This is a genomic window from Cupriavidus oxalaticus (genome assembly GCF_016894385.1).
In the GTDB taxonomy this organism is placed as follows: domain Bacteria; phylum Pseudomonadota; class Gammaproteobacteria; order Burkholderiales; family Burkholderiaceae; genus Cupriavidus; species Cupriavidus oxalaticus.
This window is the reverse complement of sequence record NZ_CP069812.1, coordinates 1,814,913-1,839,240: the sequence shown is the minus strand read 5'-3', so window position 1 is coordinate 1,839,240 and position 24,328 is coordinate 1,814,913. Positions and strand designations below refer to the sequence as shown.

Annotated in this window: 14 protein-coding genes; 2 read left to right on the top strand and 12 right to left on the bottom strand. The window is 63.4% G+C overall.

Annotated elements, in window-relative coordinates:
* Positions 1 to 31: 31 nt before the first annotated feature.
* The 12 genes from JTE92_RS20880 to JTE92_RS20825 form a co-directional block, all read right to left on the bottom strand.
* Positions 32 to 1,204 carry a cytochrome P450 gene (locus JTE92_RS20880; protein ID WP_063238838.1) on the bottom strand — a complete coding sequence of 391 codons (1,173 nt, stop codon included), beginning with the start codon at positions 1,202 to 1,204 and terminating at the stop codon, positions 32 to 34.
* Entirely contained in the window at positions 1,201 to 2,082 is an 882-nt protein-coding gene (locus JTE92_RS20875; protein WP_063238839.1) for an acyltransferase domain-containing protein, read from the bottom strand. The genes JTE92_RS20880 and JTE92_RS20875 overlap by 4 nt, the downstream gene beginning before the upstream one ends.
* A complete protein-coding gene (locus JTE92_RS20870) occupies positions 2,079 to 3,014 on the bottom strand; it encodes a prenyltransferase/squalene oxidase repeat-containing protein (protein ID WP_063238840.1) in 936 nt (311 codons plus the stop codon). The genes JTE92_RS20875 and JTE92_RS20870 overlap by 4 nt, the downstream gene beginning before the upstream one ends.
* Complete coding sequence (locus tag JTE92_RS20865) at positions 3,011 to 11,104, bottom strand: RHS repeat domain-containing protein (protein ID WP_063238841.1); 8,094 nt, start codon at positions 11,102 to 11,104, stop codon at positions 3,011 to 3,013. The genes JTE92_RS20870 and JTE92_RS20865 overlap by 4 nt, the downstream gene beginning before the upstream one ends.
* Before the next feature lie 4 nt (positions 11,105 to 11,108).
* A complete protein-coding gene (locus JTE92_RS20860) occupies positions 11,109 to 12,167 on the bottom strand; it encodes a hypothetical protein (protein WP_063238842.1) in 1,059 nt (352 codons plus the stop codon).
* 8 nt (positions 12,168 to 12,175) lie between these two features.
* Positions 12,176 to 12,886 (bottom strand): hypothetical protein, encoded by a 711-nt coding sequence (locus tag JTE92_RS30725; protein WP_151071788.1) that lies wholly within the window; start codon positions 12,884 to 12,886, stop codon positions 12,176 to 12,178.
* Between the two features lie 43 nt (positions 12,887 to 12,929).
* On the bottom strand, positions 12,930 to 13,421 hold the full coding sequence (locus JTE92_RS20850) for a hypothetical protein (RefSeq protein WP_063238844.1): 492 nt from the start codon (positions 13,419 to 13,421) through the stop codon (positions 12,930 to 12,932).
* A gap of 72 nt (positions 13,422 to 13,493) precedes the next feature.
* Positions 13,494 to 14,306, bottom strand: a complete 813-nt coding sequence (locus tag JTE92_RS20845) for a phytanoyl-CoA dioxygenase family protein (protein WP_084254552.1) — start codon at positions 14,304 to 14,306, stop codon at positions 13,494 to 13,496.
* 521 nt (positions 14,307 to 14,827) lie between these two features.
* Positions 14,828 to 15,964, bottom strand: a complete 1,137-nt coding sequence (locus tag JTE92_RS20840) for a zinc-binding dehydrogenase (protein ID WP_063238846.1) — start codon at positions 15,962 to 15,964, stop codon at positions 14,828 to 14,830.
* A gap of 170 nt (positions 15,965 to 16,134) precedes the next feature.
* Positions 16,135 to 17,592: an AdeC/AdeK/OprM family multidrug efflux complex outer membrane factor gene (adeC, locus tag JTE92_RS20835; protein ID WP_063238847.1), complete on the bottom strand. Its 1,458-nt coding sequence runs from the start codon at positions 17,590 to 17,592 to the stop codon at positions 16,135 to 16,137.
* Positions 17,589 to 20,741 carry an efflux RND transporter permease subunit gene (locus JTE92_RS20830; protein ID WP_063238848.1) on the bottom strand — a complete coding sequence of 1,051 codons (3,153 nt, stop codon included), beginning with the start codon at positions 20,739 to 20,741 and terminating at the stop codon, positions 17,589 to 17,591. Before JTE92_RS20830 ends, adeC begins: the two co-directional genes overlap by 4 nt.
* A 27-nt stretch (positions 20,742 to 20,768) precedes the next feature.
* On the bottom strand, positions 20,769 to 21,965 hold the full coding sequence (locus tag JTE92_RS20825) for an efflux RND transporter periplasmic adaptor subunit (protein ID WP_063238849.1): 1,197 nt from the start codon (positions 21,963 to 21,965) through the stop codon (positions 20,769 to 20,771).
* A gap of 568 nt (positions 21,966 to 22,533) precedes the next feature.
* Between JTE92_RS20825 and gstA the strand changes: the two genes are divergently transcribed.
* Together gstA and JTE92_RS20815 are read left to right on the top strand one after the other, a co-directional pair.
* Entirely contained in the window at positions 22,534 to 23,142 is a 609-nt protein-coding gene (gene gstA, locus JTE92_RS20820; protein ID WP_063238850.1) for a glutathione transferase GstA, read from the top strand.
* Positions 23,143 to 23,221: 79 nt separating this feature from the next.
* A complete protein-coding gene (locus JTE92_RS20815; protein ID WP_063238851.1) occupies positions 23,222 to 24,274 on the top strand; it encodes an AI-2E family transporter in 1,053 nt (350 codons plus the stop codon).
* Positions 24,275 to 24,328 lie beyond the last annotated feature (54 nt).

Genomic DNA, 24,328 nt, shown 5'->3' with positions numbered 1-24,328 from the left:
CCAATAGCAACGGTGCCCATTCCGCCGGCGTTTACCGCGACAAAGCCATGAACTCCGCCTCCATGCGCTCGAAGCCACGCAGGGCCCTGAGATCGACCTCCCGGGCATTCCCTGGCACCAACCTGAAATCGGGCAGCCGTGTCGTCAGCGCCTGAATAATCACCCTGCCCTGCATCCTTGCCAGCGCCACGCCCGGGCATCGATGCGGACCCGCTCCGAATGCGAGATGGGACTTCTCCCTCCGGCCAAGATGAATGTCGTCCTCGCTGCCGAACACTGCCTCGTCCCGATTGGCGGAACCGAGCAGAAGCAGCACCCGCGAGTTTGCGGGAATGCGGTGTCCGTCCAGCTCGACATCCGCTGTTGTCACCCGGATCGTCAGTTGCACCGGCGAATCACGCCGCAGCGACGCCTCGATCAGCGCGGGAATCAACGCCGGGTCGCGTCGTATGTCGGACACCAGGCAAGGTTGTTCCGCCAGCAGCGCCAGAACATTCCCGACCAGGTAAGTCGTCGTATCTGCCCCGCCTTTCAACAGCGTAACCGTCAGGTCCAGCACGTGTCTGGCATCGACTTCGCCACGGCGACAGGCCGCCATGAAAATACCCAGGCCGGCATCGGGACAATGCGCAGCGGCGCGCCATATCTCGTCGAGCATGGCGTCAAAGTCTGCCTTGAGCGATGCGGGCCGGGAACGCGCATTGCAGTGGCCGCTGACTTGCAGCCATTGTGCGACGCATGCATGCCAGCCCGATTCGAGGCCGAAGGCCGAGGCCAGCACGGCAGCCACGACCGGCTCGCAGACATCCTGCACGATCTCGAATCGTTTGCCCTGCACGAGCCTCACGACAATGCGATCCAGTTCGCGATGCGCAGCGGCCTCGCACGCCGCAAGCCGTTCCGGTGCAAACAGCCGTCCGACATGCATGCGCAACGCATCATGCCGAGGGGGATCGGATGCCAGGAGTGTCTCCTCATTCGGCAGGACAGAGCCATCTACCGGCGACCGGATTTCAAAACTGTCCTGAGCCAGGATGCGGGAGCTGAAATGCTGGTGATCCCGCAGTACGGTCCGGACATCGTCAAACCGGCTGACAATCCAGGCGTCGGCTTCAGCGTCATGGAAGACCGGCATCTCTCGCCGCAGTCTCGCGTACTCCAGGTAAGGCTCGGGCAACGTGCGAAGCGATTGCGCTGCCGTCATGAGCCCACCGCCAACGCATCCGTAACTGAAACCGCCGAGGCTCCCAATCGCGGCAACAGCGAATCGAGCGTCGGAGACGGCCCGGCTTCTATGAATGTCGTTATGCCCCGTTCGACAAACGCGCGAATTCCGGGGGCGAACAGCACCGGCGCCCGAAACATGTGCCACCATCGCGCGGCATTGAAATCAAAAGACGTCCAGTCTCCCCCCGAAGTCGAAAACGCACGGCACCGTGCAGGGCCGGTGGCGAGTTTGCCTATGGATGCCTCGAACCGCGGATGCCGCAGCGGTAGCAGCGGCGTGTGAACGCCCCACGGCAGGGGAAGAGGATGGACGGGTACACGTCCTTGCACCAAGCGATGACTGGCAGACATCACGTCCTCTTTCAAACCGGAGATGACCGTGAGTTCCGGCGCCATGACCGCCGCGATGCTGATTCGATCCGTGATTGCCCGACACGCCGCGGCAGGCAACCAGACCAGGGTCATGCGGCATTGCGTTGCCACGGGCTCCATCGACTTCCCGCCGTGCACGGCGATTCGCAACGCGTCGCGAAGTCCGATCGCGCCGGTGGCATAGGCAGCGGATACCTCGCCGCAACTCATGCCGATCACCGCATCGGGCCGGATACCGTGATGCACCAGCAATTCAAACAGGCCAATCTGGAAAGCGACCATCAGCGGAAAATTTCTCGGCAGGTCTGTTACTTCGCCATCCCGTTCCCACAGTTGCCGCATGCTCCAACCGGCTTCTTCCATGAGAATCGCATCGCACCGCTCGATCATTTCTGCAAAGCGCGCTTCGCGTTGCATCAGGGATCGCATCGGCTCCCGCCGGATCGGCGTGCATCCCGAGAACGCAATCACCGTGCCGGTCATCGGGCCACCAGCGAGCGTGCGAGTGCCTCGAGGCACAGTGCCGTGGTGAGTTCCTCCGAACCCCACCAGACCGAATGCGCCATCGGTGGTTCAGGCCCTCTGTAGAATGCCGACCTCGCCCATGCCCCCTCCTCTTCCTGCTGCTGGAGGAGCAAACGGATACCTGCCGCAATACCGCTGTCCGGAACACCGTAGTTCGCCAAGATGCAGAGCGCAAGCGCCACGGACATCGGCTCCTGGGATGCACCGCGTGCGTAGACCCTTGTCTTTTCAATCACCGCATCACGGCATGAGCGGAAGCCCGTGACGCCATGGAAGCACGCCCTGGACACCATATAGTAGAGGGCCAGGGGGCTGGTGTAGTACCACGATGCCTCGTCTTCGCGATCCGCAAGGATGGCTTCGATGACGATATCGCGCGCCGCGATCGTCTCCTGACGCTCGCCAAGATACAGCAGGACATTCGCATTCACCGCACCGTCGACATCGTTGTCGGCCTCGGCGCAGCGCAGCCATGTCTTGAACAGGCCGCTGCCATGACGGTTGTCAAGAATGCAGCGGACATTGGACGTCAGCCTCTGCGCGTCCACGCCCGCCTGCCTCAGTGCAAAGGAAGCGCAGCAGGTGTCGTCGAGATCGGGGTCGATGGGGGCGCAGTTGCGGGAGGACCAGTAGCGCCAGACGCCCGGCTCTTCCCGTTCATCGAGCAGGAAGCCGACCGCCTTCGATCGCATCTCGTCAAGCGAGGCGTGCCTGACGAAGCTCAACGAGTGCAGCACGAGCGTCGTGGTGAACGGAGAGGAATCGAGGCGCCCCTCCCCGCGCAATTGCGCATCGGTGAACTTGTGGCAGGCGAACTCGCCCCACTCGCGTTGCCGTGCGCGCAGGAACGCGACGCCTCTGTCGATGGCAGCCTCGCAGGTGTTGATCATAATTGGTAGAGATCGAGGTTGGACTCCAGCCGTTGTGCGGCCTGTATCCGTTGCTGGAGCAGAAGGTTCATGCGGTTGCGCTTTTCAAGCTTGTAGGCAACCACTTCCGGAAAGACACCTCCCAGCACGCCAAAGGCAATCCCGTGCAGTACGTCGGAGAGTGCGACGTCGGCATCTGCATCATTGAGCGCCGATGTCACGCTGCTGCCGACCACGCCACCCGCCGCTCCCGACGTCGCCCCGGTGATCACGCTCTTGGTGGTCCCCTTCCAGGTTGCCGAGAACGCGGCCCGTTCAAGCCCGGTGCTGACTCCCGCTGTCACCAGGCTCCCGGCCAGGAACGATGTCCCGCCGGCGATAGCGTTCTTCCAGGCGGCGTCGCCGGGATCGTCACCCACCAGTGCCGCTTGTGCGGCCGACTGGGCGGAGGCAAGCGCAGCCTGCGTCACAACGCCCGCGGCGATCGCCGCAGCCGAGGCGAGCGTGACGCCCTCAACCAGTGCACCCGTCACCGCGCCCGCACCACCGCTCAGGCCGCCGCCGATGGTATTGAGCACCACGGTGCCAAAGAATACCCCTGCGGCCTCCGCGCCGCTGAGATCGTTCTGCACGATCGCTTCCGCGCCCTGCACGACACCGGTCACGAGCCCGACACCTGCACCGATCACCGCCATTGCCTCGATGACTTCCGCAGCCTCCGCGAGGAACGCCAGGATCAGCGGGATAAACGCGAAGCTGCCGTTCGGGTCCGACAGCAGCAAGGGATTGTTGCCCGCATACAGGTAGGGGCTGAGGTACTGCCGCTGCGGATCGGGCGACAGGAACCGCGCTTGCAGCGCGTCGTACAGCCGGGCGCGGAAGTCATAGAGTCCGGTCTCCTCCAGCTCGCGCGCCAGATACCGATAGCGCAGGAGGCCCGGATTCGAGCCGAGGGCGGTGCCATTGTCCAATCCATACGGCAGGTAGTCGAGTCCGGCGACCAGGTTCGCCGAAGGATCGAGAACCGCGCGAACGGAGCCGAGCCGGTCCCTCGACACGAAGTACTCGCTGCCGTCCTGCCGGAAGTGAACCAGCCCGGCAGGTCCGACGACATACTGACTGACCGACCCCGACGAACTGACTTCGACCAGTGCATCGTCGCCGGCACCGCGCAGGTAATAGAGCGTGCTCGCCGGGTTTCCACCCGCTGCGATCGCTTTCATGACACGGCGTCCGCGATGGCCATAGCGGATACTCAAGGTCGATTGCGTGCCAGCCGGGCCAACCACCGCTTGCAGCGGGAGGCCGCGGAAGCCATCCCACGAGAGCGCAAGACCGACGTCCGGGGTATCGCTGGAGATGCGGGCGTTCAGTTCGCCGGCGGCGTCATACTGGTACGTCCGCTGGCTTCCAGGCGCCTGCGTCGACTGCACCAGGTCTTTCGTCGCGCTCAGGTAGGCGTTGGTGGCCGCCCCGACTTGCCTGATATTGCCATTCGCGTCGTAGTTGTAGGCGCTTGCCGCCCCCGCATTGAACTGCGCCGATTGGACACGTCCCTGTGGATCGTAGGTATAGCTGGCCGTGGTCTGACCGCGGGATTCGCGTGGCGCGGTGATGGACTGGGTCGGCGAGCCATCGAAGTATCCAGGCGCCCCCTCGTTCGCCGGTGCATAAACCGTCGTTTCCGTGAACCCCGTACCGGCAGTGTCCGACAGCCACCCCGGTGGCGCATACTGCAGCGTTCGCGTTGCCCCCACTTGCTGGCCACCGGAAGAAAACATCGTTTCCGTGTCGGCCTTTCCGTTCTGGTCGTAGGTGTACGCGACGCACCGGTTGCCATCGACGCCGATCGACGTGACACGCCCGATCGAATCCAGCTCATACCGGGCCGTCAGCGCGCTCGGACCCGGGTACGCAATCTCGACGATTTCGCCTTGGTAGTTGAACGAGTAGTTCGTGACGTACGGGATTGCGTTGCCGGCAAACGCAATCGAATGCTGGATGACCTCTGCCCAGATATCGTAATAGAGGCATTCCGTCGCCGAGAATGGATCCGTCGTCCCCGGCACGGCGACCTCATTGGCACTGACGATCTTCGTCAGCTTGCCGGCCGCGATCATCGATGCTGGCGCATTTCCCTCGTTGACTTCGAAGTCGTACCCATACTGGTTGGATGGTGCCGCCACCGGAAAACCCTGGTCATCGATGTGTTGTGGGAGCGTACCGGGCCACGTCTGTATGCTGCACCCTTCCTCGACGACACGCGAGAGCGCATCGTACTTCCAGTACTTGATATAGGGCGAAGCCGCTGTCGCGCCCCGTGCATCCATCTGGAATCGCAGGCGCCCCGCCGAGTCATACATCGACCGCGTCTGCCCTTCATTGGCCCGGTTCGCTGTGATCGGGTTGCCGAGATAGTCATAGGTGAACGTATCGCTCCATCCCATCGGACTGGTGGTGGTGACGAGATTGGCGAATGCATCGAACTGTTGCCTGGTAGCGCTCCACTGCGGATTCGCAGCCCCCGGATTCGTCAGCACCGCCTTCGCGATGGTCGACTTTCGCTCGTCGGCCAGCTCGACGCCCGTCGTGCCATTCGGGTCGACCGTGGTGGCGTGCGTGTATTTGCCCGCTGCGTATCCCAGTGCACCGTTGTTTAGCCCATAGTAGAAGCGCGCCGTATGCGCGGGCACATTGCCCGGGTTGATGGCGTAGTCATTGCCGGGCAGACCCAGTTCAGCCTTGCGTCCGAGCGGAGAGTCCTCGTACCGCGTGCGCCAGTATGGATAGGCGCCCGACTGCGGATTGTCAGTCTTCACCAGCCCGGTGATTGTCATCGATGTCCAGTCGAAGCTCGCGAGGTCTGCTTCGTAGCCGCCCCAGGTCGCTGCCGTCGGCGTCAGCGTCGCGCCCTGGGTATGGATGGCGTCGCGTCCCAGCGCATCGTAGATCGTGGCCTTGGCGGTCCATTGATTTGGCGCCGCCTGCGTGCCGGAGACAACCAGTTCCTGCCGGATCCGGGCATCACCATCCAGATAGCTGATCTGCACCTCGTGACCTGCGAAAAAAAGCGCGTTGTCGAAGCCAATCGCGTCTGTCGCGAACAGCGCGAAGCTGCGCGCCGGCGGGGTCGGGGCACGATAGCTGAACACGCGGCCGCCATCGGCGAAGAACGCAATGTTCTTGTCCACCACCACCACCGTCCACTGCCGCGGAAACGCCACAACGTGAATCTTCGTGTTGTCCGATGACGAACGCACCAGGTAATAGACCAGTGCGCTGACGGCATCACTGACGCGCCATTGGGCATCGGCGACGACTGCCGTGACCGTAGACAGCGGCGCAAGCGGCAGTCCGGCGGCCGAAAAGAACGACGGAAAATCACTGGGCAGCACGCTGGCGTTCAGATTGGCGGCGTACGTGGCAAACGACACATCGAGCAAGGAGCGAACGCTCGCCGTTACCGCGGTATTCGACGCGCTATCCGTCAACGTCCAGGCCGCCGTCTGCGGACTCCATGCAATCTGGAACCCTGTGCTGATCTCGATGCCGGTGGCGGCCGTCACCGCGCCTGGCGGCATTGCACGCATCGACGCGCCGAAGGCATTGATGCCTGCCGCGGCCTTCGGATAACCGGTATAGGAAATGCTGTCTCGTGCGCCAGCGCTGTGGATCAGCTTCCCGCTTCCCGTTGACCATTTGGATTGGGCGGTGCTGCTCCAGTCCCCTTCGAAGATATCCCCGATGTTGAAGCGCTGATAGAAGGCGAACTCACGCGGCGTAATCGTGAGCATGGCGTTCGGATCCACCGCCGAGAACCTGCCGAGGTTTCCCCTGCGCGAGAGATAGGCGTCCGTGATCGTGCCGATCGATTCCTCGGCATCGATATAGGCAAGCAGTTCTTCGAAGTCGCCACGCACGGTTCGCGTCGTCCGGCTGGAACTCTCCATGGAGGCTGTCGTCACGAGCCACGACGGGCTATAGACGTTCGCTGTAAATCCCGCGCGGGACGGCGAGAAACGCAGATCGTCGATTTTGACTGCTGCCGCCTTGGTATTGGTCAGCGTCAGCGCGATGTTCTGCGGCGACGCATTGGCCGCCAGGTCGAACAACACGCAAAACGTCTGCCATGCACCTTCCGTGTCGGGAACCTCTGCCGTCACGGTTCCCGCTGCCGTGCCGCTAACGGTCCAGTTGGCGGTGCCCGGAAGCGCTCCGAATCCGGCAGGCGTCTTGAACCAGCAGGTGAGCACATATTGCCCGCCCGTGGTCTCCGTGACGGCCAGGGTCCGTGCCAGCGGCGACGAGTTGGCGACACCGGCCCCGCCCATGACCAGGGCGCGGGAGCCTGTGAACGAGTCTTCGGCCTGGATCGCGCCTGGCAGATTGGATGCGCTACCCGCGAGCGTCCACCCGCCCAGGTCCTCGTAGACCTCGAATCCGAGAGAGAGAACCTGCTGTTTCGTGACACTTGCGTTGCCCGCCACCGCAAGCACCAACTCCTGCGAGGTATCGGTGATCACCGAGTTGGAGCGCCCGTCCGTCGCCACATACTCGGCAATCTCCCCCCGGTTGTCGCGCGCGGTGATCTGCCACATCCTGCGCCATGCGAGGGGGTCGGGGTCGGAGGTGTTGTTCCAGTTGTCCGGCGTGAAGGCCGCGCTGGCCGACAGCGCACGGTACCGCCGGTAGGGTGCCCAGGCCGAACCTGGATTGGCGGTACTCCACGTGGTCGCTTCGACCTGCGTCACGGTGTTGCCCACGGTGACGGTCTTGAGGACCGACGGTGCAATCTGGTTGACTTCCGGCGCGGCCAGTGCCGGATATTTCTCATAGGCGAACGTATAGCTCTCCTGAACCTGGACAAGCTGGCCCAGCGTCCCATCGTAATATTGGGTCTGCTTGGTGCGCGGCTGGCCGTTTGCGTCGTTATAGATGAGCGTCGTGGGGACATCCAGTGGCGGCTGCGCCGGCAATGACATCGGATTGACGTCGAAAATGGTTTCCACGGACTGGCGCATCCGTACGTAACCGCCGATCAGATTGACGGTTGCTCCTGTCGAAGCGTTGACGGCGGTCCGGACGACGTCCCAGCTTCTGCTGGTACGCGCCACCTGATTGCCGTGGCTGTCGTAGCCGTCAACTTCGCGCAGCAAGCCGTTGAGCATCGAATACAGGGTGGTATCCGAATCCGGATGCGGACTCATGCCGTCGAAGTAGCGGTATATCGAATAGCCGAACGGCGCGGTGCCTGCCTGGGTCGTGCCCATCGCTGCCTTCACGCAGGAAAACTGTGTCGACAGGCCATAGGGACTGACTGTTCCGGTTGCCCCCGGAGGGTTGTAATCGAAGACGGAGCCCGATGTGACACCCATGCCATCCGTCACTTCGACCGACGACACCACGAAGCTGTACATCGGTCCGCGATACGACTGGAACAACACCCGGTGCAGCGTAATGCTGCTGGGCGTGTCGAATGACACGCCGGCGAACGTGGCGAAGGCAAAGGCTCCGGTAAGGTCCGTACCCGGCCCATCGTTGTTCGGGAAAATGCTGCCTTGCACTTGCACAGGATTCGCAGCCAGCACGCCGTTCTTCATCGTCCACACGAAGGAACTGCCGTCGGCCCGCCCATAGGCGAGAAACAGCGGCGCCTGGTTCGAGACCGACACGGCATCCAGCGGCAGCTGCTCATTCAGCAACCTGAGGTCGCCGGTTGGCATCTGCTGATAGATCAGGTTGCGCACCGTCACGTAGGGGGCGTTGATGGTCGGCGCAGCCGGCCCGCCGGATCCCGCGGCGACCGGGACTTGCGCGAACGTGCCCTGGTAGGCGTTGTAGACACCGATCACGCCATGGACCGAGCTGATGCCGACCGCCAGATCGTCCCCGAACGCAAACTGCGCAACGTCCGTGCCCGAACCGAATTGCCCGAGCGTGCCGGAATTCCAGTGGATGCCGTCAAACCGGCGCAGGTTGCCCACATTGCCGATCATGCTGCCGTCGGCCAGCGAAACCGCAACCGGCTCCAGCGTGCTCGCTGGAATATCCGTGCCGACGATCGGATTCGGCGACGGCAAAGCCTGGAAATGGATATCCCACGGATAGATGCGGACTTCGTAGTTGAAGGTCTCCTGAACCGAGTTCGCACTGGTGATGTATGTGGCCGTCGCGAAGGTATCGGAAAGACTCCAGGAGAGCTTCGGCAGGTCCTTCTGCCAGACATAGGCTGGAAGACTGTCGAGCGGAGGAAGATTGTCGTTCCACGCGAGCGTCGCCACATCGTAGTAGTAGAACGACAACGACAGCGGTGCGCCGGGCTGATACTGGCAAACCGTGAAGACGTTGTTGGCCGCGCCGAGCACCCATTCGCCGGCGAGTACCGTGGAGATATAAAGCGGATTGGACACCCACTGCTTCGCGCGCGGATTCCAGGTGTACCGGCAAAGCGCCGAGACACCCATGGCGGCGGCGACAACGAATCCACGGCCGGTTACCACCTGGTACGGCGCATCGGGCGCCAGCAGATCCGGCATCGCCAACTGAACGGCTTCCCATCGTCCGTACTGGCCGAAAGCGCGGCGTACCGCGTAGGTTTGCAGCACACCGTTCGTGCCGGCCCCGGTCAGGCGATATGAGACCGTGAAGTTCTCCTCCTGCAGATTGACCTGAAGCGAATCCAGGTCGAGGCTAAAGGGAAGATTCGTGACGACGGGCCTGGAGACCAGCCACTGACCGTTCCAGTCGTAGACGGCAACGGTCAGCTTGTTCGAGTTGACTTCGTCGTAGTAGGTGATGACCAGATAATCTGGCGCGAACCAGAAGCGCGGGACGCCTGCGATCCAGTCCGGATCCGAACTCTGCATCGTGCGGTCGAGGGAGGTACTGCGCACCGGCTGCCAGGTGTACCTGTAGGTTGCAACGCCGCCATCCGGAAAGGTGATGCTCTCGATCGCGCCGCGATGGACTACCGCCGCATTGTCCCCCGTCGCCAGCGAGCCATCGTAATACGTGAACTGCAAGCCGGGCAGTATCTTGCCATCGGCATTCACCGTGGTAATGCCGGCGAGATACCGCTTGTACAGGTAACGCGGATCACCCGGTGTCGCCGGATCGGCGAGATTTTGAACAAGGTAGGCAAGGCGGATGGTAAACAGGTCATGCACGACACCTGCGGTTTTCTGGCTGACCTCGATGCTGTCGAGGAACCGCGTTTCATAGCGGTCCTGGAAGCCGTAAGGCCCCGCCGGATTGGGACTGACGTGCGGCGCCTCGTATTCGCGGATCGTGTCGTTGTAGGTCTTGGCCGCGTAGTTGAACGTGACGATACGTCCCGCCGGATCGGTGATCCTTGTCAGATAAGAGGCGCGTGTAAAGTAGTTGCCGCCGGCGCCGCCGATCTGGATCGCATCGTCGGGGAACTGCGAGTAGCCGAACTGGATCTCGTCACCCCATTGATTGCGCACACGGGCAAGATTCCAGCTGATCGGGAAGTTGCTTTGCCCAAGCTGGACGCTGCTGTCGGTCCAGTTGCCGTCCGCCCCGCCCCACTTGATCGCATTGCGCAACGCTGCCGGGCTATCGCCCGCGGCAACGTCCGCGCCATAAATGCGAGTCAGGCCGGACGTATCCGTGATCTTCCAGATCTCTTTCTTCGGGTAGTAAAGAATGGTGGAGAAGTCGAAATCTTCCGCCTCGAAAGTCCACACATCGGCGGCCTGCGACGTCAGACGGAGCTGGCTTTGCGATCCGTCCGTGCTGCTGAGGTAGTACGCGTCGTCGAATGGCGAGACCGAGTGATGGATATCGAGCTGAATCATCTCGTAGGGCAGTTGCCAGCCCAGTCCGACGATCGACGTCGGACTTTCGAGATTCCATGTACTGACCTCCCAAACAATGTCGCTCTGGTAGTTCAGGCTGACATCCACCTCGAGTCCGCCGCGATTTGCAAGCGCAAGCAATGCCAGCGAGAGGGTCACGTCGCCGCGAAACAGATTGACGTTCTCCGAGATGCGTCCGATCGAACTGTCGAGCGTCTGGAACGTCCGTAGCTCCGGAACTGTCGATTCCTCCTCGACGCCGATGGGATTGGCTGATGTTTCGATGCTCATGGCGTCACCACCTGTCTGATCGGGGAATGCTCGGAGCCGGGTATCTCTGGTGCAGGTAAATATTGAGGCGGTGCGTGCCGCGACTGTCGCTTCCCAGCCCCAGGCAGCCGATATCGACGCGATGTTGCTCGAGCACTTCACTGCATCGGTCGAGCGGCCGTGGCGACAGGCCAAGCAGTGCGGCTTGCTCGTTGACACACTGCAGCGCATCGCGCAGGCCGAGACCTGCGTTCGCAATGCACACATCGGTCTTTACATCCGTCAGCGTGCCATCCACGACGTCGAACCCGGCGGAGAACGTGAGGGCGTTCAGGGGTATGCTCCTGTCGCCAAGTACCGCGGCGAGAAAGCGGGTCATCGCCGGGCTGGCAAGCCACGGCATGCCGAACGCATCGATCGGGACGGACTGCCGCAATCGCCAGTACAGCTTCGCCCGCGCGTGCGGCAGGCTCACCCCTTCCACACCCATGCCGAAGACTGCCGCATTCGGCTCAAGCCGGCCGATCAGCGCATGTGCCGTGTCGGCCGAGCCGAGCACGCAAGCGGCCCATCTCCGTGCCACGTCCCAGCGGTCCACCCGATGCGGCGCCCCCATATAGACTGCGGCGCCGCGCGAAGCGAGTCCCGCGGCGAGGCGGATCATGCCGGTCGGGTACTGGCGGAGCGCCGGCTCATCCTGGGGGATGACAGTCTTCACCGTCAGTTGAACCAGTTCCCGTAGTCCTTCAGCGCCTGTCGCGCGCAGTGTCGCCTCCAGTGCCGCCAGGCTCTTTCGCCATCGGACCAGCGGATCCGCTTCATGGAATGCCGGATCTGCGATAAGGCGGGCTTCCCAACGTGCCGGCCTCGCCGACAACAGCAACTGAAGCGGCGAGCCGTTGACGTTGAGATCGGAGCGCGGGTGCGAGGCTTCCGCATCGACCGGAGGATGATGGAGCAGTATCTCCGCGACCTGGCGCGCATGTACCGCTGCCTCCGGCAGAAGTGATGCCACCGCGCCGAACAGCCCGCGAAACACACGGTCCGTGTAACGCGCCATCGCAACCGCATCGGGCTCCGGCATGACCGTTGTCAGCTACGAGGCGGCACAACGGCAATGATGCCTATGTTGCCCATCGTGGCGCCCGGATTGCCCGGATTTCCACGCGCGCCTGCGGTCGTGCCCGGTGAACCCCGCTTGCCGTCGTGCCCGCCATATCCATGCGTTCCGGGCTCTCCGCCAGCACCGACGTTGCCGCCAAGGCCACCGATACCGCCTTGCCCGACAATGCCTGCCACCGGGTTGGTGGAAATCGTGCCGCCCCCCGTCAACGGGATGTTGATGGTGACTTTCTGCGCGTTGCCGCCATTCCCACCATTGCCACCATTCCCGCCGGCAGCGCCATTGGCGCCGTTCCCGCCGTTGCCCGCGCTGCAGCCAACGGCCTGGCATGAAGGCCCGTTACCGCCCTTGCCGCCATTTCCGCCATCGGCACCATCCCCTCCCGGACCGCCGTCCTGCCCGGGACCGCCTTGCGATGCCACGACGAGGAAACCTGTCAGGGTCGTGATATTGAGTTCCGCGGCCAGCGCGCCGAGGCCCTGGACACCGTTGGTGCCGTTCGTTCCAGCGTTGCCCATGGCACCATCGCCGCCGTTCTGTCCGTCTTGCATGCAATGCGAATCGCCCCACACGCACTTTCCTTCCTTTGCCTGTGGCGGCGTATTTCCCTGGGATTGTTTCGCGGGCTTGGGCGGCGGATCCTGAACCGCGCCCATGATTCCGATTCCATAGGTAGGCATATGACTCTCCCGTTCGATCCGTGCTGGCTGCTTAGCTGGCTACTTAATGTTTGGGGTCCACGTATTGCATCACCAGGTTCTGCACGTTAAGGGTGAAGTACGTGTTCTTCACCGTCAGCACGGAATCGCTGTAGAAATTCAGCGTTCCGCAATTCCAGACGGTGGGATCGGCACTGGGTCCGATCACGGTTTCCCCATGCGGCATCGTGGAGGTGCCCTCGGACACAAGGCGCACGTTCACCGGCAGCCCCCCATTTGCCGCCTTCACTTGCGACGAGGAAAGCTCGCCCTGCCCGTACAGGTACGATTCGATGTGTTCCGCAAGCGTCCTTGCTCTTCCCGCTGAACGCTGGCTGATATCGGCTTCGCGGTCCTGCAACTGTTGCGGGTTGCGCGGACGCACCAGGGCGCGGAGCTGCTCGATATCTGTCACCGTTACCGTGGAAGCCTGTGATCCGCGCGCCAGGAGGTGGGTTCGGCTATGCCCAAACTGCTCGCCGATGGCGAGGAATTCTTCCATTTGCTCGTTAGTCATTGCGTACGACTCCTTTGTCGCAACGTTGGGATAATTGACCGTGAGCCGGGTGCGACAGCCGGCTGGACCGGGTCATGCCGTGACTAACGCCAACTGGTCGAGCGCGATGGCCGGAATGGCGTTGTCGACATAACCAAGAAAGCGGCCGCCTGGCCGATCGCCAATCTTGTTGTGAAGGAAAAACCCGTCATCGATGGCGAACAGTTCCGGCCGCGCGCGTGGGGCGTCCTGATCGAGATAGCAGTGAAGCAGCTGCGCCTCTCCGGGAACCAGCACCATGTTCGCCGCGACGCGCGTCTGCCGGCTCTGGTTTGGTGGCGTGGCATGGACCAGCGCATGATCGTAGATAATCGCCTGCCCGGCGCGCAGCGGAACGTCCATCAGATACTTCTCCGCGATCGTCGCGGCATGCGTCACGAATGGATTCGGAAAATAGGGGCCGCGCAGAACGTCGACGATCCGGTGGCTGCCTTTGAAGATCGATTGCCCGCCGTTCGAGGCATCGGTGTCGATGAGAGGACACCAGACATTGACCGAGCGCATCAGGCGCTCATCGACAAAGGTCCAGTCCTGATGCAGGGAAACTTCGGTTTCCGGGCGGCTATGTTCCTTGACGACGAAATTTCCAACCACACAGCGATAATCGTCGAGGAACATTGCAAGACGATGACTCAGATATTCTTTTATTTTTTCGTCGACACGCGCGCGATATTCCGCGTCGTGACTGAACATCGTGGCGTGAAATCCGGGTCCGGAAGATGGCGCCTCATTCCAATAAAATCGCTGCAATGCGTGCGCTTCCTCTTCCGTCAGGAGTTGTGCGAGAACGGCCCCATCCCTGAGAAACGTTTCATTGTGCTCTGCCGATCTGAATACGCGTCTCATCTCGCACTCCCACGAAATCCCGCGTTGACTGGTGCTGCGATCAGCGCGCCAGAAACGCGCTGATCTTGTCAGGCAGAGTCACTATATGGTGCCAAAAGCAAAGCGCAACGTACGCCTTTCTAGATCAGATATGCGACGGCCTTACTTCGTTACATCGATGAAACAGTGCGCCGCAAGAACGAAGAGTCGACCGTTATCCGCCCTGGAATCGTGATCCGGTGTATCCGGCGCGGGCGTCGGTAAGGCAAGGGCACAGGGAATTGGAGAGTGCCCACAGTCAACTCGAAGCCCATGGACGGCCCCGTCTTGTCAGGCCTTCATTGGCAATGGGGCCGATGATTGAGATTGCCGCGGACTTGGGGGAACGTGGCGGATTTTTTGGGGCCTTCGCCGATTTGCGGGGATGGTGATGCATCGCGCTTTGGGCACTGCGGTGGCGCGAACGTGCTGATTGGAGACTCCCTCTTCCGCTTGCGGGAGAGGGGAGCAAACAGGCAGATGACATGCACACCAGCAATTTTTTATCCGGCCAGGCCCTTGTTCGGGTTGATCAAGTACTTCTCCCCCGTCGCACGCTTGTTGTAGACGGCGATCATCTCCAGGTCCAGCACCTCGGCCAGCGAGATCTCCTTCGCGTAGTGGCTGGCAAAGGTGGTCTTCAGCTCCGCCACCACGCGTTGCTTCAGCGCGTTGGCCCGCTCGCGCCCGATCTTCTGCAGGAACGGAAACAGCAGCCAGCCGCCCATGCCCCACGCCATGCCGAAGTTGCGGTTGAACTCGGTCGGGCTTGTGTCCAGGCCGCCGTAGAGGTAGACCTGCTTGTGGGTGGTCGAGCCATAGCGGCTGTATTCGCGGGCCGTCTTGTTCAAGGCCGCTTCCATGCAGGTGAGGATCTGGCCGCCGAGCTTGCCGCCGCCCGTGGCGTCGAACGCGATGGTTGCGCCAGTGGCGACGAGTGCCTCGGTGAGGTCCTGCATGAACGTGGGCGACGCGGCGTTGCAGACGTAGACCGCGCCTTGTGCCTTGAGCAGGTCCGCCTGCTCTTGCTTGCGCACGATGTTCACCAGCTTGATGCCGTCCTTGAGACAGATCTGATTGAGCATCTGGCCCAGGTTGGAGGCCGCGGCGGTGTGCACCAGGGCGCTATGTCCTTCGCGCCGCATGGTCTCGACCATGCCCAGTGCGGTGAGCGGGTTGACGAATGACGACGCGCCGTCGGCAGGCGTGGCGCCTTCCGGCAGGACCAGGCACTGGTCCGCGGGCATGCAGCGGTACTGCGAGTACATCGCGCCGCCGATGGCAGCCACGGTCTTGCCAATCAAGGCTTGCGCCGCAGGGGACGAGCCTGCATCGATGACCACGCCCGCGCCCTCATTGCCAACCGGCATGGACGCATCCAGGCGGCCCGCCATGCTGCGCATCGCGCCTTCCGGAACGCGCGCGGTGACGATGGGGCGCTCGGCCGTGCCGCTGGCCCTGGCAGTGCTCATGTCGGCCGCACCGAACAGCAGGCCGAGATCGGACGGGTTGAGGGGAGAGGCTTCAATGCGGATGAGCACTTCATCCGGGCCAGGGTTCGGCGTGTCGATGCTGGCTAGCGATAGCTCGAGTTCACCGCTGCTCTTGATTTGCGAACGAAGTTGAAGTGCGGTGCGCATTCGATGTCTCCTTGGTCTGTAGATTTGCGATGATTTGCGATGAGCGGGGCAGCAGCGTGGGGCTGTTTTCGTCAGCAGTCTGCAATGTAGCAAGTTCCTGCGAATCCCGTACTGGGCCGGAAATTCAGTCATGCATCGGCCGACTGGCGATCATGCATCGCGCCACATACTTACGAATCCCGGCCAACCCTCGTCTCGGTGCGCGTGCCGGTCTGGTCGTGCCAGCCGCCGCCCAGGGCCTTGTACAGGTTGACTTCACTGGAGAGTTGCTCGAGCCGGGCTTCGATCAGCAATTGTTGCGCGTTGTAAAGCGAGCGCTGCGCGTCCAGCACGGCAAGGTAGCTGTCGACACCCGTGCGGTAGCGCCGGTCGGCCAGGCCATAGGCGTCCTGGGCAGCTTCCACGAAACGGACCTGCGCCTGGAGCTGGCTGGTGTAGGTGCCCCGCGCCGCCAGCCCGTCGGCCACCTCGCGGAAGGCGGTCTGCACCGTTCGCTCGTACTGGGCGACGTTGACGTCCTTCTGGATGGTGGCGTAGTCCAGGCTGGCCCGCAGGCTGCCGGCGGTAAACAGCGGCAGATCGATGCGCGGCTGGAACAGCCACGTGCCGGAGCCGGCCCCGAACAGGCCGGAAAGCTGGCTGCTGGCGGTGCCCGCCGATGCGGTCAGGCTGATGCTGGGGAAGAAGGCCGCCCGCGCGGCGCCGATATCGGCGTTGGCGGAGCGCAGCCGGTGCTCGGCCGCGAGCACGTCCGGACGGTTCTGCAGCAGGTCTGAGGGCAGCCCGGCCGGCACATCGGCGAACAGCTTCTGCTCCAGCGCCAGGCCTTCCGGCAGGTCCGCTGGCAGGGTCGTGCCGAGCAGCAGCACCAGCGCATTCTCATCCTGGGCAACCAGCCGGGTGTAACGCGCAAGGCTCGCGCGGGCGGTTTCCACGGCGGTCTGCGCCTGGCGCAGGTCCAGCCGGGACGCGATCCCTTCCTCGTAACTGCGCCGGGTCAGGCCATAGCTGCGCTCATAGTTGGCCAGGGTTTCCCGGGTGAGCCGCAGCAGGGTTTCATCGGCGCGCTGGGTCAGGTAGGCGCTGGCAACGGCCGCCACCAGCGAGATCTGGGCGCTGCGGCGAGCCTCGCCGCTGGCGAAATACTGTTCGAGCGCGGCTTCGCTGAGGCTGCGCAGGCGGCCGAACAGGTCGATCTCCCACGCCGTGGTGCCCAGCGACACGCCGTACTGGCTGCTGATCAGGCGCTGCCCGGTGGCGGACAGGTCGGCGGGAATGCGCTGGCGCGTGCCCTGTGCGGCCGCGCCGATGGCGGGAAACAGGTCGGCGCGCTGGATGCGGTACTGTGCCCCGAACGCCTCCACGTTAAGGACGGCCACGCGCAGGTCACGGTTGTTCTCCAGCGCCAGTTCGATGAGACGGCGCAGGCGCGCATCGGCGAAGAATTCGCGCCAGCCCAGCTCCACCGCGGGCACCTGGCCGGCTTCGGCGGCGGCATCGGCGGGCAGGTAGGCCGGGCCCTGCGGGTACGCTGCCGCCACCGGCGAGGCCGGGCGCTCGTACCTGGGGATCAGGCTGCAGCCGGCCAGCATGGCCACGGCGGCAGCGCAGAGCACGGTTGTCTTCATTCCAGCGCGCCTTTTTCCACGGAGGCGTCATGCGGCTGCGGCCTGCGCTTGCGTCCGAACATGGAGGTGACAACGACAAAGAACAGCGGCACCCAGAAAATCGCCAGTACCGTGGCAGTGATCATGCCGCCGATCACGCCGGTGCCGATGGCGTGCTGGCTGCCGGCCCCGGCCCCGGTCGACACGGCCAGCGGGAACACGCCGAGCATGAAGGCCAGCGAAGTCATCACGATGGGGCGCAGGCGCAAGCGGCATGCCTCCACGGCGGCCTCGACCAGGCCCTTGCCCTGTTCGTATTCGCTCTTGGCGAATTCCACGATCAGGATGGCGTTCTTGGCTGACAGGCCGATGGTGGTCAGCAAACCCACCTGGAAGAAAACGTCATTCGACAAGCCGCGCCCCAGCGTGGCAAGCAGTGCGCCGATCACGCCGAGCGGCACCACCAGCATCACCGAGAACGGGATCGACCAGCTTTCGTACAGCGCGGCCAGGCACAGGAACACCACCAGCAGCGAGAGCGCATAGAGCGCCGGCGCCTGCGAGCCCGACAGCCGTTCCTCGTAGGACAGGCCGGTCCAGGCATAACCCACGCCTGGCGGCATCTGCTTCATGATCTGCTCGATCGCGTTCATGGCCTCGCCGGAACTGCGCCCGGGCGCGGGCTCGCCGAGCACTTCCACAGCGGCCACGCCGTTGTAGCGCTGCAGCTTGGGCGAGCCATAGCCCCACTTGCCGTCGGCAAAGGCTGAGAACGGCACCATTTCGCCCTTGTCGTTGCGCACAAACCATTTGTCGATATCGTCCGGGTTCATGCGGGAATCCGGGCGGCCCTGCACGTAGACGCGCTTGACCCGGCCGCGGTCGATAAAGTCGTTGACGTAGCTGGAACCCCAGGCGATCGACACCGTGCTGTTGATGTCGGCCAGCGAAACGCCGAGCGCGCGCGCCTTCTCGTCGTCGATCACCAACTGGTATTGCGGCTGGTCATTGAGGCCGTTGGGACGCACGCGCTGCAGCACCGGGCTTTGCGCGGCCAGCGCCAGGAACTTGTCACGCGCGTTCATCAGCGCCACGTGGCCAATGCCGGCCTGGTCCTGCAGGTAGAGGTCAAAGCCGGTGGCATTGCCCAGCTCCTGCACCGCGGGCGGGGCGAACGCGAACGACATCGAATCGCGAAAACTCATGAACTTGCGCTGTGCGCGCGCGGCCAGGTCGAATACGCTGGTGCTGTCCCCGCTGCGCTGCGCCCATGGCTTGAGCAGAATGAATGCCAGGCCCGAGTTCTGGCCGCGGCCGGCAAAGTTGAAGCCGTTGACGGTGAACAGCGATGCCACCACGCCGCCCTCTTCCTTGAGCAGGTATTCGCGCATCTGGTCGAGCACCTTCTGCGTGCGCTCGGCGGTGGCGCCGGCAGGCGTCTGCACCTGCGCGTACAGCACGCCCTGGTCTTCTTCGGGCAGGAATGAAGTGGGGATGCGCGTGAACAGGAAGCCCATCACCACCAGGATAGCCACGTAGATCAGCAGGAACGGCAGGCGGCGCTTCAGGATGCCCGACACGCTGCGTTCGTAGCGCTGGGTGGCCGCGCTGAACCTGCGGTTGAACCAGCCAAAGAAGCCACCCTTGTTCTCGCCATGATCGCCCTTTTCGATGGGCTGGAGCATGGTGGCGCACAGGGCCGGCGTCAGGATCAGCGCGACCAGCACCGACAGCACCATGGACGAGACAATGGTGATGGAGAACTGCCGGTAGATCACGCCGGTCGAGCCGCCGAAGAACGCCATCGGCAGGAACACCGCCGAGAGCACCATGGCAATGCCCACCAGCGCGCCCTGGATCTGGCCCATCGAGCGCCGCGTCGCCTCCCTGGGCGGGAGGCCTTCCTCGGCCATCACGCGTTCGACGTTCTCGACCACGACGATGGCGTCATCCACCAGCAGCCCGATGGCCAGCACCATGCCGAACATGGTCAGCGTGTTGATGGTGTAGCCGAACGCCGCCAGCACGCCAAAGGTGCCCAGCAGCACCACCGGCACGGCGATGGTGGGGATCAGCGTGGCGCGCACGTTCTGCAGGAACAGGTACATCACCAGGAACACCAGGACGATGGCTTCCATCAGCGTCTTCACCACTTCCTGGATGGAGCCTGCGATCACCGGCGAGGTGTCATACGGAAAGACCACCTTCATCCCGGGCGGGAAGAACGGCTCCAGCCCGTCCAGCGTCTTGCGGATGGCGCGCACGGTTTCCAGCGCGTTGGCCCCCGCGGCCAGCCGCACGGCAATGCCCGAGGCCGCCTGGCCGTTGTACTGCGCGTTGATGTTGTAGTCCTGCCCGCCCAGGCCCACCTCGGCCACGTCCTTCAGGCGTACCTGGGAGCCGTCCGGATTGACCTTGAGCAGGATGTTGCCGAACTGCTCGCTGGTCTGCAGCCGGGTCTTGCCGATCACGCTTGCGTTGAGCTGCTGGCCGCGCACCGCCGGCAGGCCGCCCAGCTGGCCCGAGGCAACCTGGACGTTCTGCGCCCTGATCGCGTTGCTCACGTCCAGCGGCGTGAGCTGGTAGCTGTTGAGCCGGGCCGGGTCCATCCATACCCGCATGGCATACTGCGCGCCGAACACCTGGAAGTCGCCCACGCCGTAGGTGCGCGACAGCGGGTCCTGGAGACTCGAGACAATGTAGTTCGACAGGTCTTCGCGCGCCACCTTGGGATCCGTGGAAACCAGGCCCACGATGACCAGGAAGTTGCGCACCGACTTGGTCACGCGGATGCCTTGCTGCTGCACTTCCTGCGGCAGCAGAGGCTGCGCCAGCGCCAGCTTGTTCTGCACCTGCACCTGGGCAATATCCGGATTGGTGCCCTGCTCGAAGGTCACCGTGATCGTCATGCTGCCGTCGGCGTTGCTTTCGGAGGAGATATAGCGCAGGCGGTCCAGGCCGTTGAGCTGCTGCTCGATCACCTGCACCACGGTGTCCTGCACCGTCTCGGCGGAGGCGCCGGGGTAGTTGACCGAGATGGCGATGGTGGGCGGCGCGATGGCCGGATACTGGCTGATGGGCAGCGCACGAATCGACAGCACGCCGGCCAGCATGATGACCAGGGCGATCACCCACGCGAAGATGGGCCGGTCGATAAAGAAGTTGGACATGGCGACTCCCTTGCCCGGACGGTGCGCTCAGCGCTTGGCCGCCGATGGAGCGGATGGAGCGGATGGTGCGGATGGTGCGGATGGTGCGGACGGGCCGGAGGCAGCAGCCACCGGCGCGCCCGCCCCGCTCCCGGCCTGGGCTACGCGCACTTTGGCCCCGGGCCGCACGAACTGCAGGCCCTCCACGATGACGCGGTCGCCGTCACTGAGGCCGTCGGACACCAGCCACTTGTCGCCAACGGCGCGCTCGGTGCGGATCTGGCGCAGTTCCACCTCGTCCCTGGCATTGACCACCAGCGCCGTCGCCTGGCCCTTGAGATCGCGCGTCACCCCCTGCTGCGGCACGAGCAGCGCATCGGTCTTGACGCCTTCACGCAGGCGGGCATGGACAAACATGCCCGGCAGCAGCTCATGGCGCGGGTTGGGAAACACCGCGCGCAGCGTCACCGAGCCGGTACCCTGGTCCACCGCCACTTCAGAGAACTCCAGGCGGCCGGTTTCGGGATAGCGGGTACCGTCTTCGAGCACCAGGCTGACCTGGGCCGCGTTGGTGCCGGCACTCTGCAGCGCACCATTGGCCAGTTCGCGGCGCAGCCGCAGCAGCGACGAAGATGGCTGGGTCACGTCGACGTAGATCGGGTCGAGCTGCTGCACCACTGACAGCGCGGCGGCCTGGCCGTTGGTGACCAGCGCGCCTTCGGTCACATTCGAGCGCCCGATGCGCCCGGAGATCGGCGCCAGCACCCTGGTATAGCGCAGGTTGATCTCGGCGCGGTCCACCGCGGCCTGCGCCTGCAGCCAGGCGGCCCTGGCCTCGTCATACTGCTGCTTGCTGACCGCCTCGTCACCGACCAGGCGCCCGTAGCGCTCCGCCAGCAGGCGGGTGGATTCCAGCGTCGCCCTCGCGCTCTTGTAGGTGGCCTCGTAGGTAGACGCGTCGATCTGGTACAGCTGCTGGCCCTGCGTGACGTCGCTGCCCTCCTTGAACAGGCGGCGCAGGATGATGCCGTCCACCTGCGGCCTGACTTCGGCAATGCGGTACGCCGTGGTGCGCCCCGGCAGCTGGGTATCCAGTGTCAGTTGCTCGGCCTTGAGCGTGACCACGCTCACTTGCGGTGGCGGCGAGGCCGCGGCCTCTTTCTTGTTGCCGCATCCGGCAAGCATTGACATGGCGATGGCCAGCGTGACCGAAACCCGGGCGCTGCAGCCGCGTGATCGTTGCATTGCGATGTCCCGCGTAGGAATGAAGCCGAGTCAGAATGTCGCCGGCGAACCGGTTGGCCGGCGAAGCGATCCAGGTGACGCACACGCCATGCCCGCAATGGGTCCAGCCGCAGCGCCAATTGCAGGCGCAGCCGACAAAGTCTAGCGCGACTCGACGAATTGGTTAGGCCGATTATCGGCGGCTCATATTTCAACCACTTACGTGGTGGCCTGACAGAACCAGGCTGGTACAGCAGCATGGCCGCACGGCAAAAACTACGCGATCCGAAAGAAACTCCACGCTCTGCCCCGTGGACCCTACTTCTTCACCATAATTGGAGTCAGGCTCCAAGGAGAATGTGATGAATCAGGCACCGCAAATGATTAAGGCTCCGTTGGCGCTGGTCAGCTGGCTGAGCGGAGTGATGGCAGGGATATTGGGCGCCAGTACCTGGTGGTTTGCTGCCGCGCCCCGCGTCAGGCCCCGGGCACGTTCGTTGCTCACCCACTCGTAACGCCTGCGCGACCTTGCACGCACCTCATCATCCACTGTCAACGCTGGAGCAGCGTTATCAAGGAGACACCAATCATGAAGCTGTACTACGCTCCCGGCGCGTGTTCGCTGGCGCCGCACATCGTCCTCCTCGAGGCCGGCCTTCCCTTCTCCACCGAGCGCGTCGACTTGCGCGCCCAGCCGCACACAACCGAGAGCGGCGTTGACTACAAGACCCTCAACGCCAAGGGCTATGTGCCGACGCTTGCGCTCGACAACGGCGATGTGCTGACTGAGGCGGCAGTGGTGGTCCAGTACATTGCCGACCAAGCGCCCGACAAGGGCCTCGCCCCCAAGTGCAATACGTTCGAGCGCTACCGCGTGCAGGAGTGGCTGAATTTCATTTCGGCCGAGTTACACAAGGGCTTCGGGCCATTCTGGAAACCGGACACGCCACAGGAACAGAAAGACGCGACGTGGGCGCGCCTGTCGCAGCGGTTCGACTGGCTGGCGCCGCAGCTTGCAGACAAGGACTATCTGATGGGCCAGTTCAGCATCGCGGACGCCTATCTGTTCACCATCCTCAGGTGGCCTGACCATTTCAAGCTGCCGCTTGACCGCTGGCCCGCGCTGCAAGCGTATCGGTCGAGAGTCGCGGCGCGTCCAGCGGTGCAGCAAGCATTGAAGGACGAGGGCATCGGCTAGCCTGCAGCGCCACCACCGTCTCGCCCGCGATCCTGGTCTCGGCGCACCCTTTGGGTCAGCAGCCACTCCGGCAAATCCGATGCTCAATCTGAAAGGCTTTTACATCCTCTTGTTCGCAGTCACTGCTGCGTTCGTCTGGATCCTGCTCCCCTTCTTCAGTGCGATTCTCTGGGGCACGATACTTGCGGTTCTGTTTCATCCGCTGCAGCGCAAGCTAACGGTGATATTCGGCAACCGAGAAAATCTCGCAGCCCTGGCCACCCTCCTTCTATGCTTGCTGATGGTCATCGTTCCGGTTTTCCTGTTGATTGCCACACTCGCACAGGAAGTCGCATTCGCCTACAGCCAGATCAAGTCGGGCCACTGGGATTTCGGTCTGTATTTCCGGACAGCGGTACAGGCCTTACCGACTTTCGCTCAGAACTGGCTGGCTGAAATCGGCTTGGCTGACGTGGCGGGGCTGCAAGCGAAACTGACCGAAGGCGCGGCCCGGATAAGTCAGTTCATGGCGGCCCAAGCTGTTTCGATTGGCCAGAACACGCTCCAGTTCGCCATCGGTTTCGGCGTCATGCTGTACCTGGTGTTTTTTCTGTTGCGGGATGGCACCGTCGTTTCGCACCGCATCCGGAGGGCGGTGCCGCTGGATGAAGCACACACTCGCAGGCTGATCGGCCGATTCACCAACGTCGTCCGCGCCACGGTCAAGGGTAATGTCGCAGTGGCCATTGTGCAGGGGGTTCTGGGCGGCTTGGCTTTCCTGCTGCTGGGCATCAACGGAGTATTGCTGTGGGGCACGCTGATGGCGTTCCTTTCCCTGCTGCCGGCTGTCGGCGCTGCGCTGGTCTGGGGTCCCACGGCAGTCTATTTCCTGCTGGCAGGCCCACTCTGGAAAGGGATCGCGCTCATCGCCATCGGAACCTTGGTGATCGGCGCGGTGGACAATTTGCTACGTCCTATCCTTGTTGGCAAGGACACCAAGTTGCCAGACTGGGTCGTCCTGATTTCGACATTGGGCGGAATGTCCGTCTTCGGCATCAACGGCTTTGTGATCGGCCCGCTGATTGCTGCATTGTTCATCTCCTGCTGGGATATTTCGGTGATTGAAGACCACGACGACTCGACATCGGGTTAGATCGGTCCGATTCTGCAAGCGGCCCCATTTTCGGTATCAAACGCCCATGGCGAT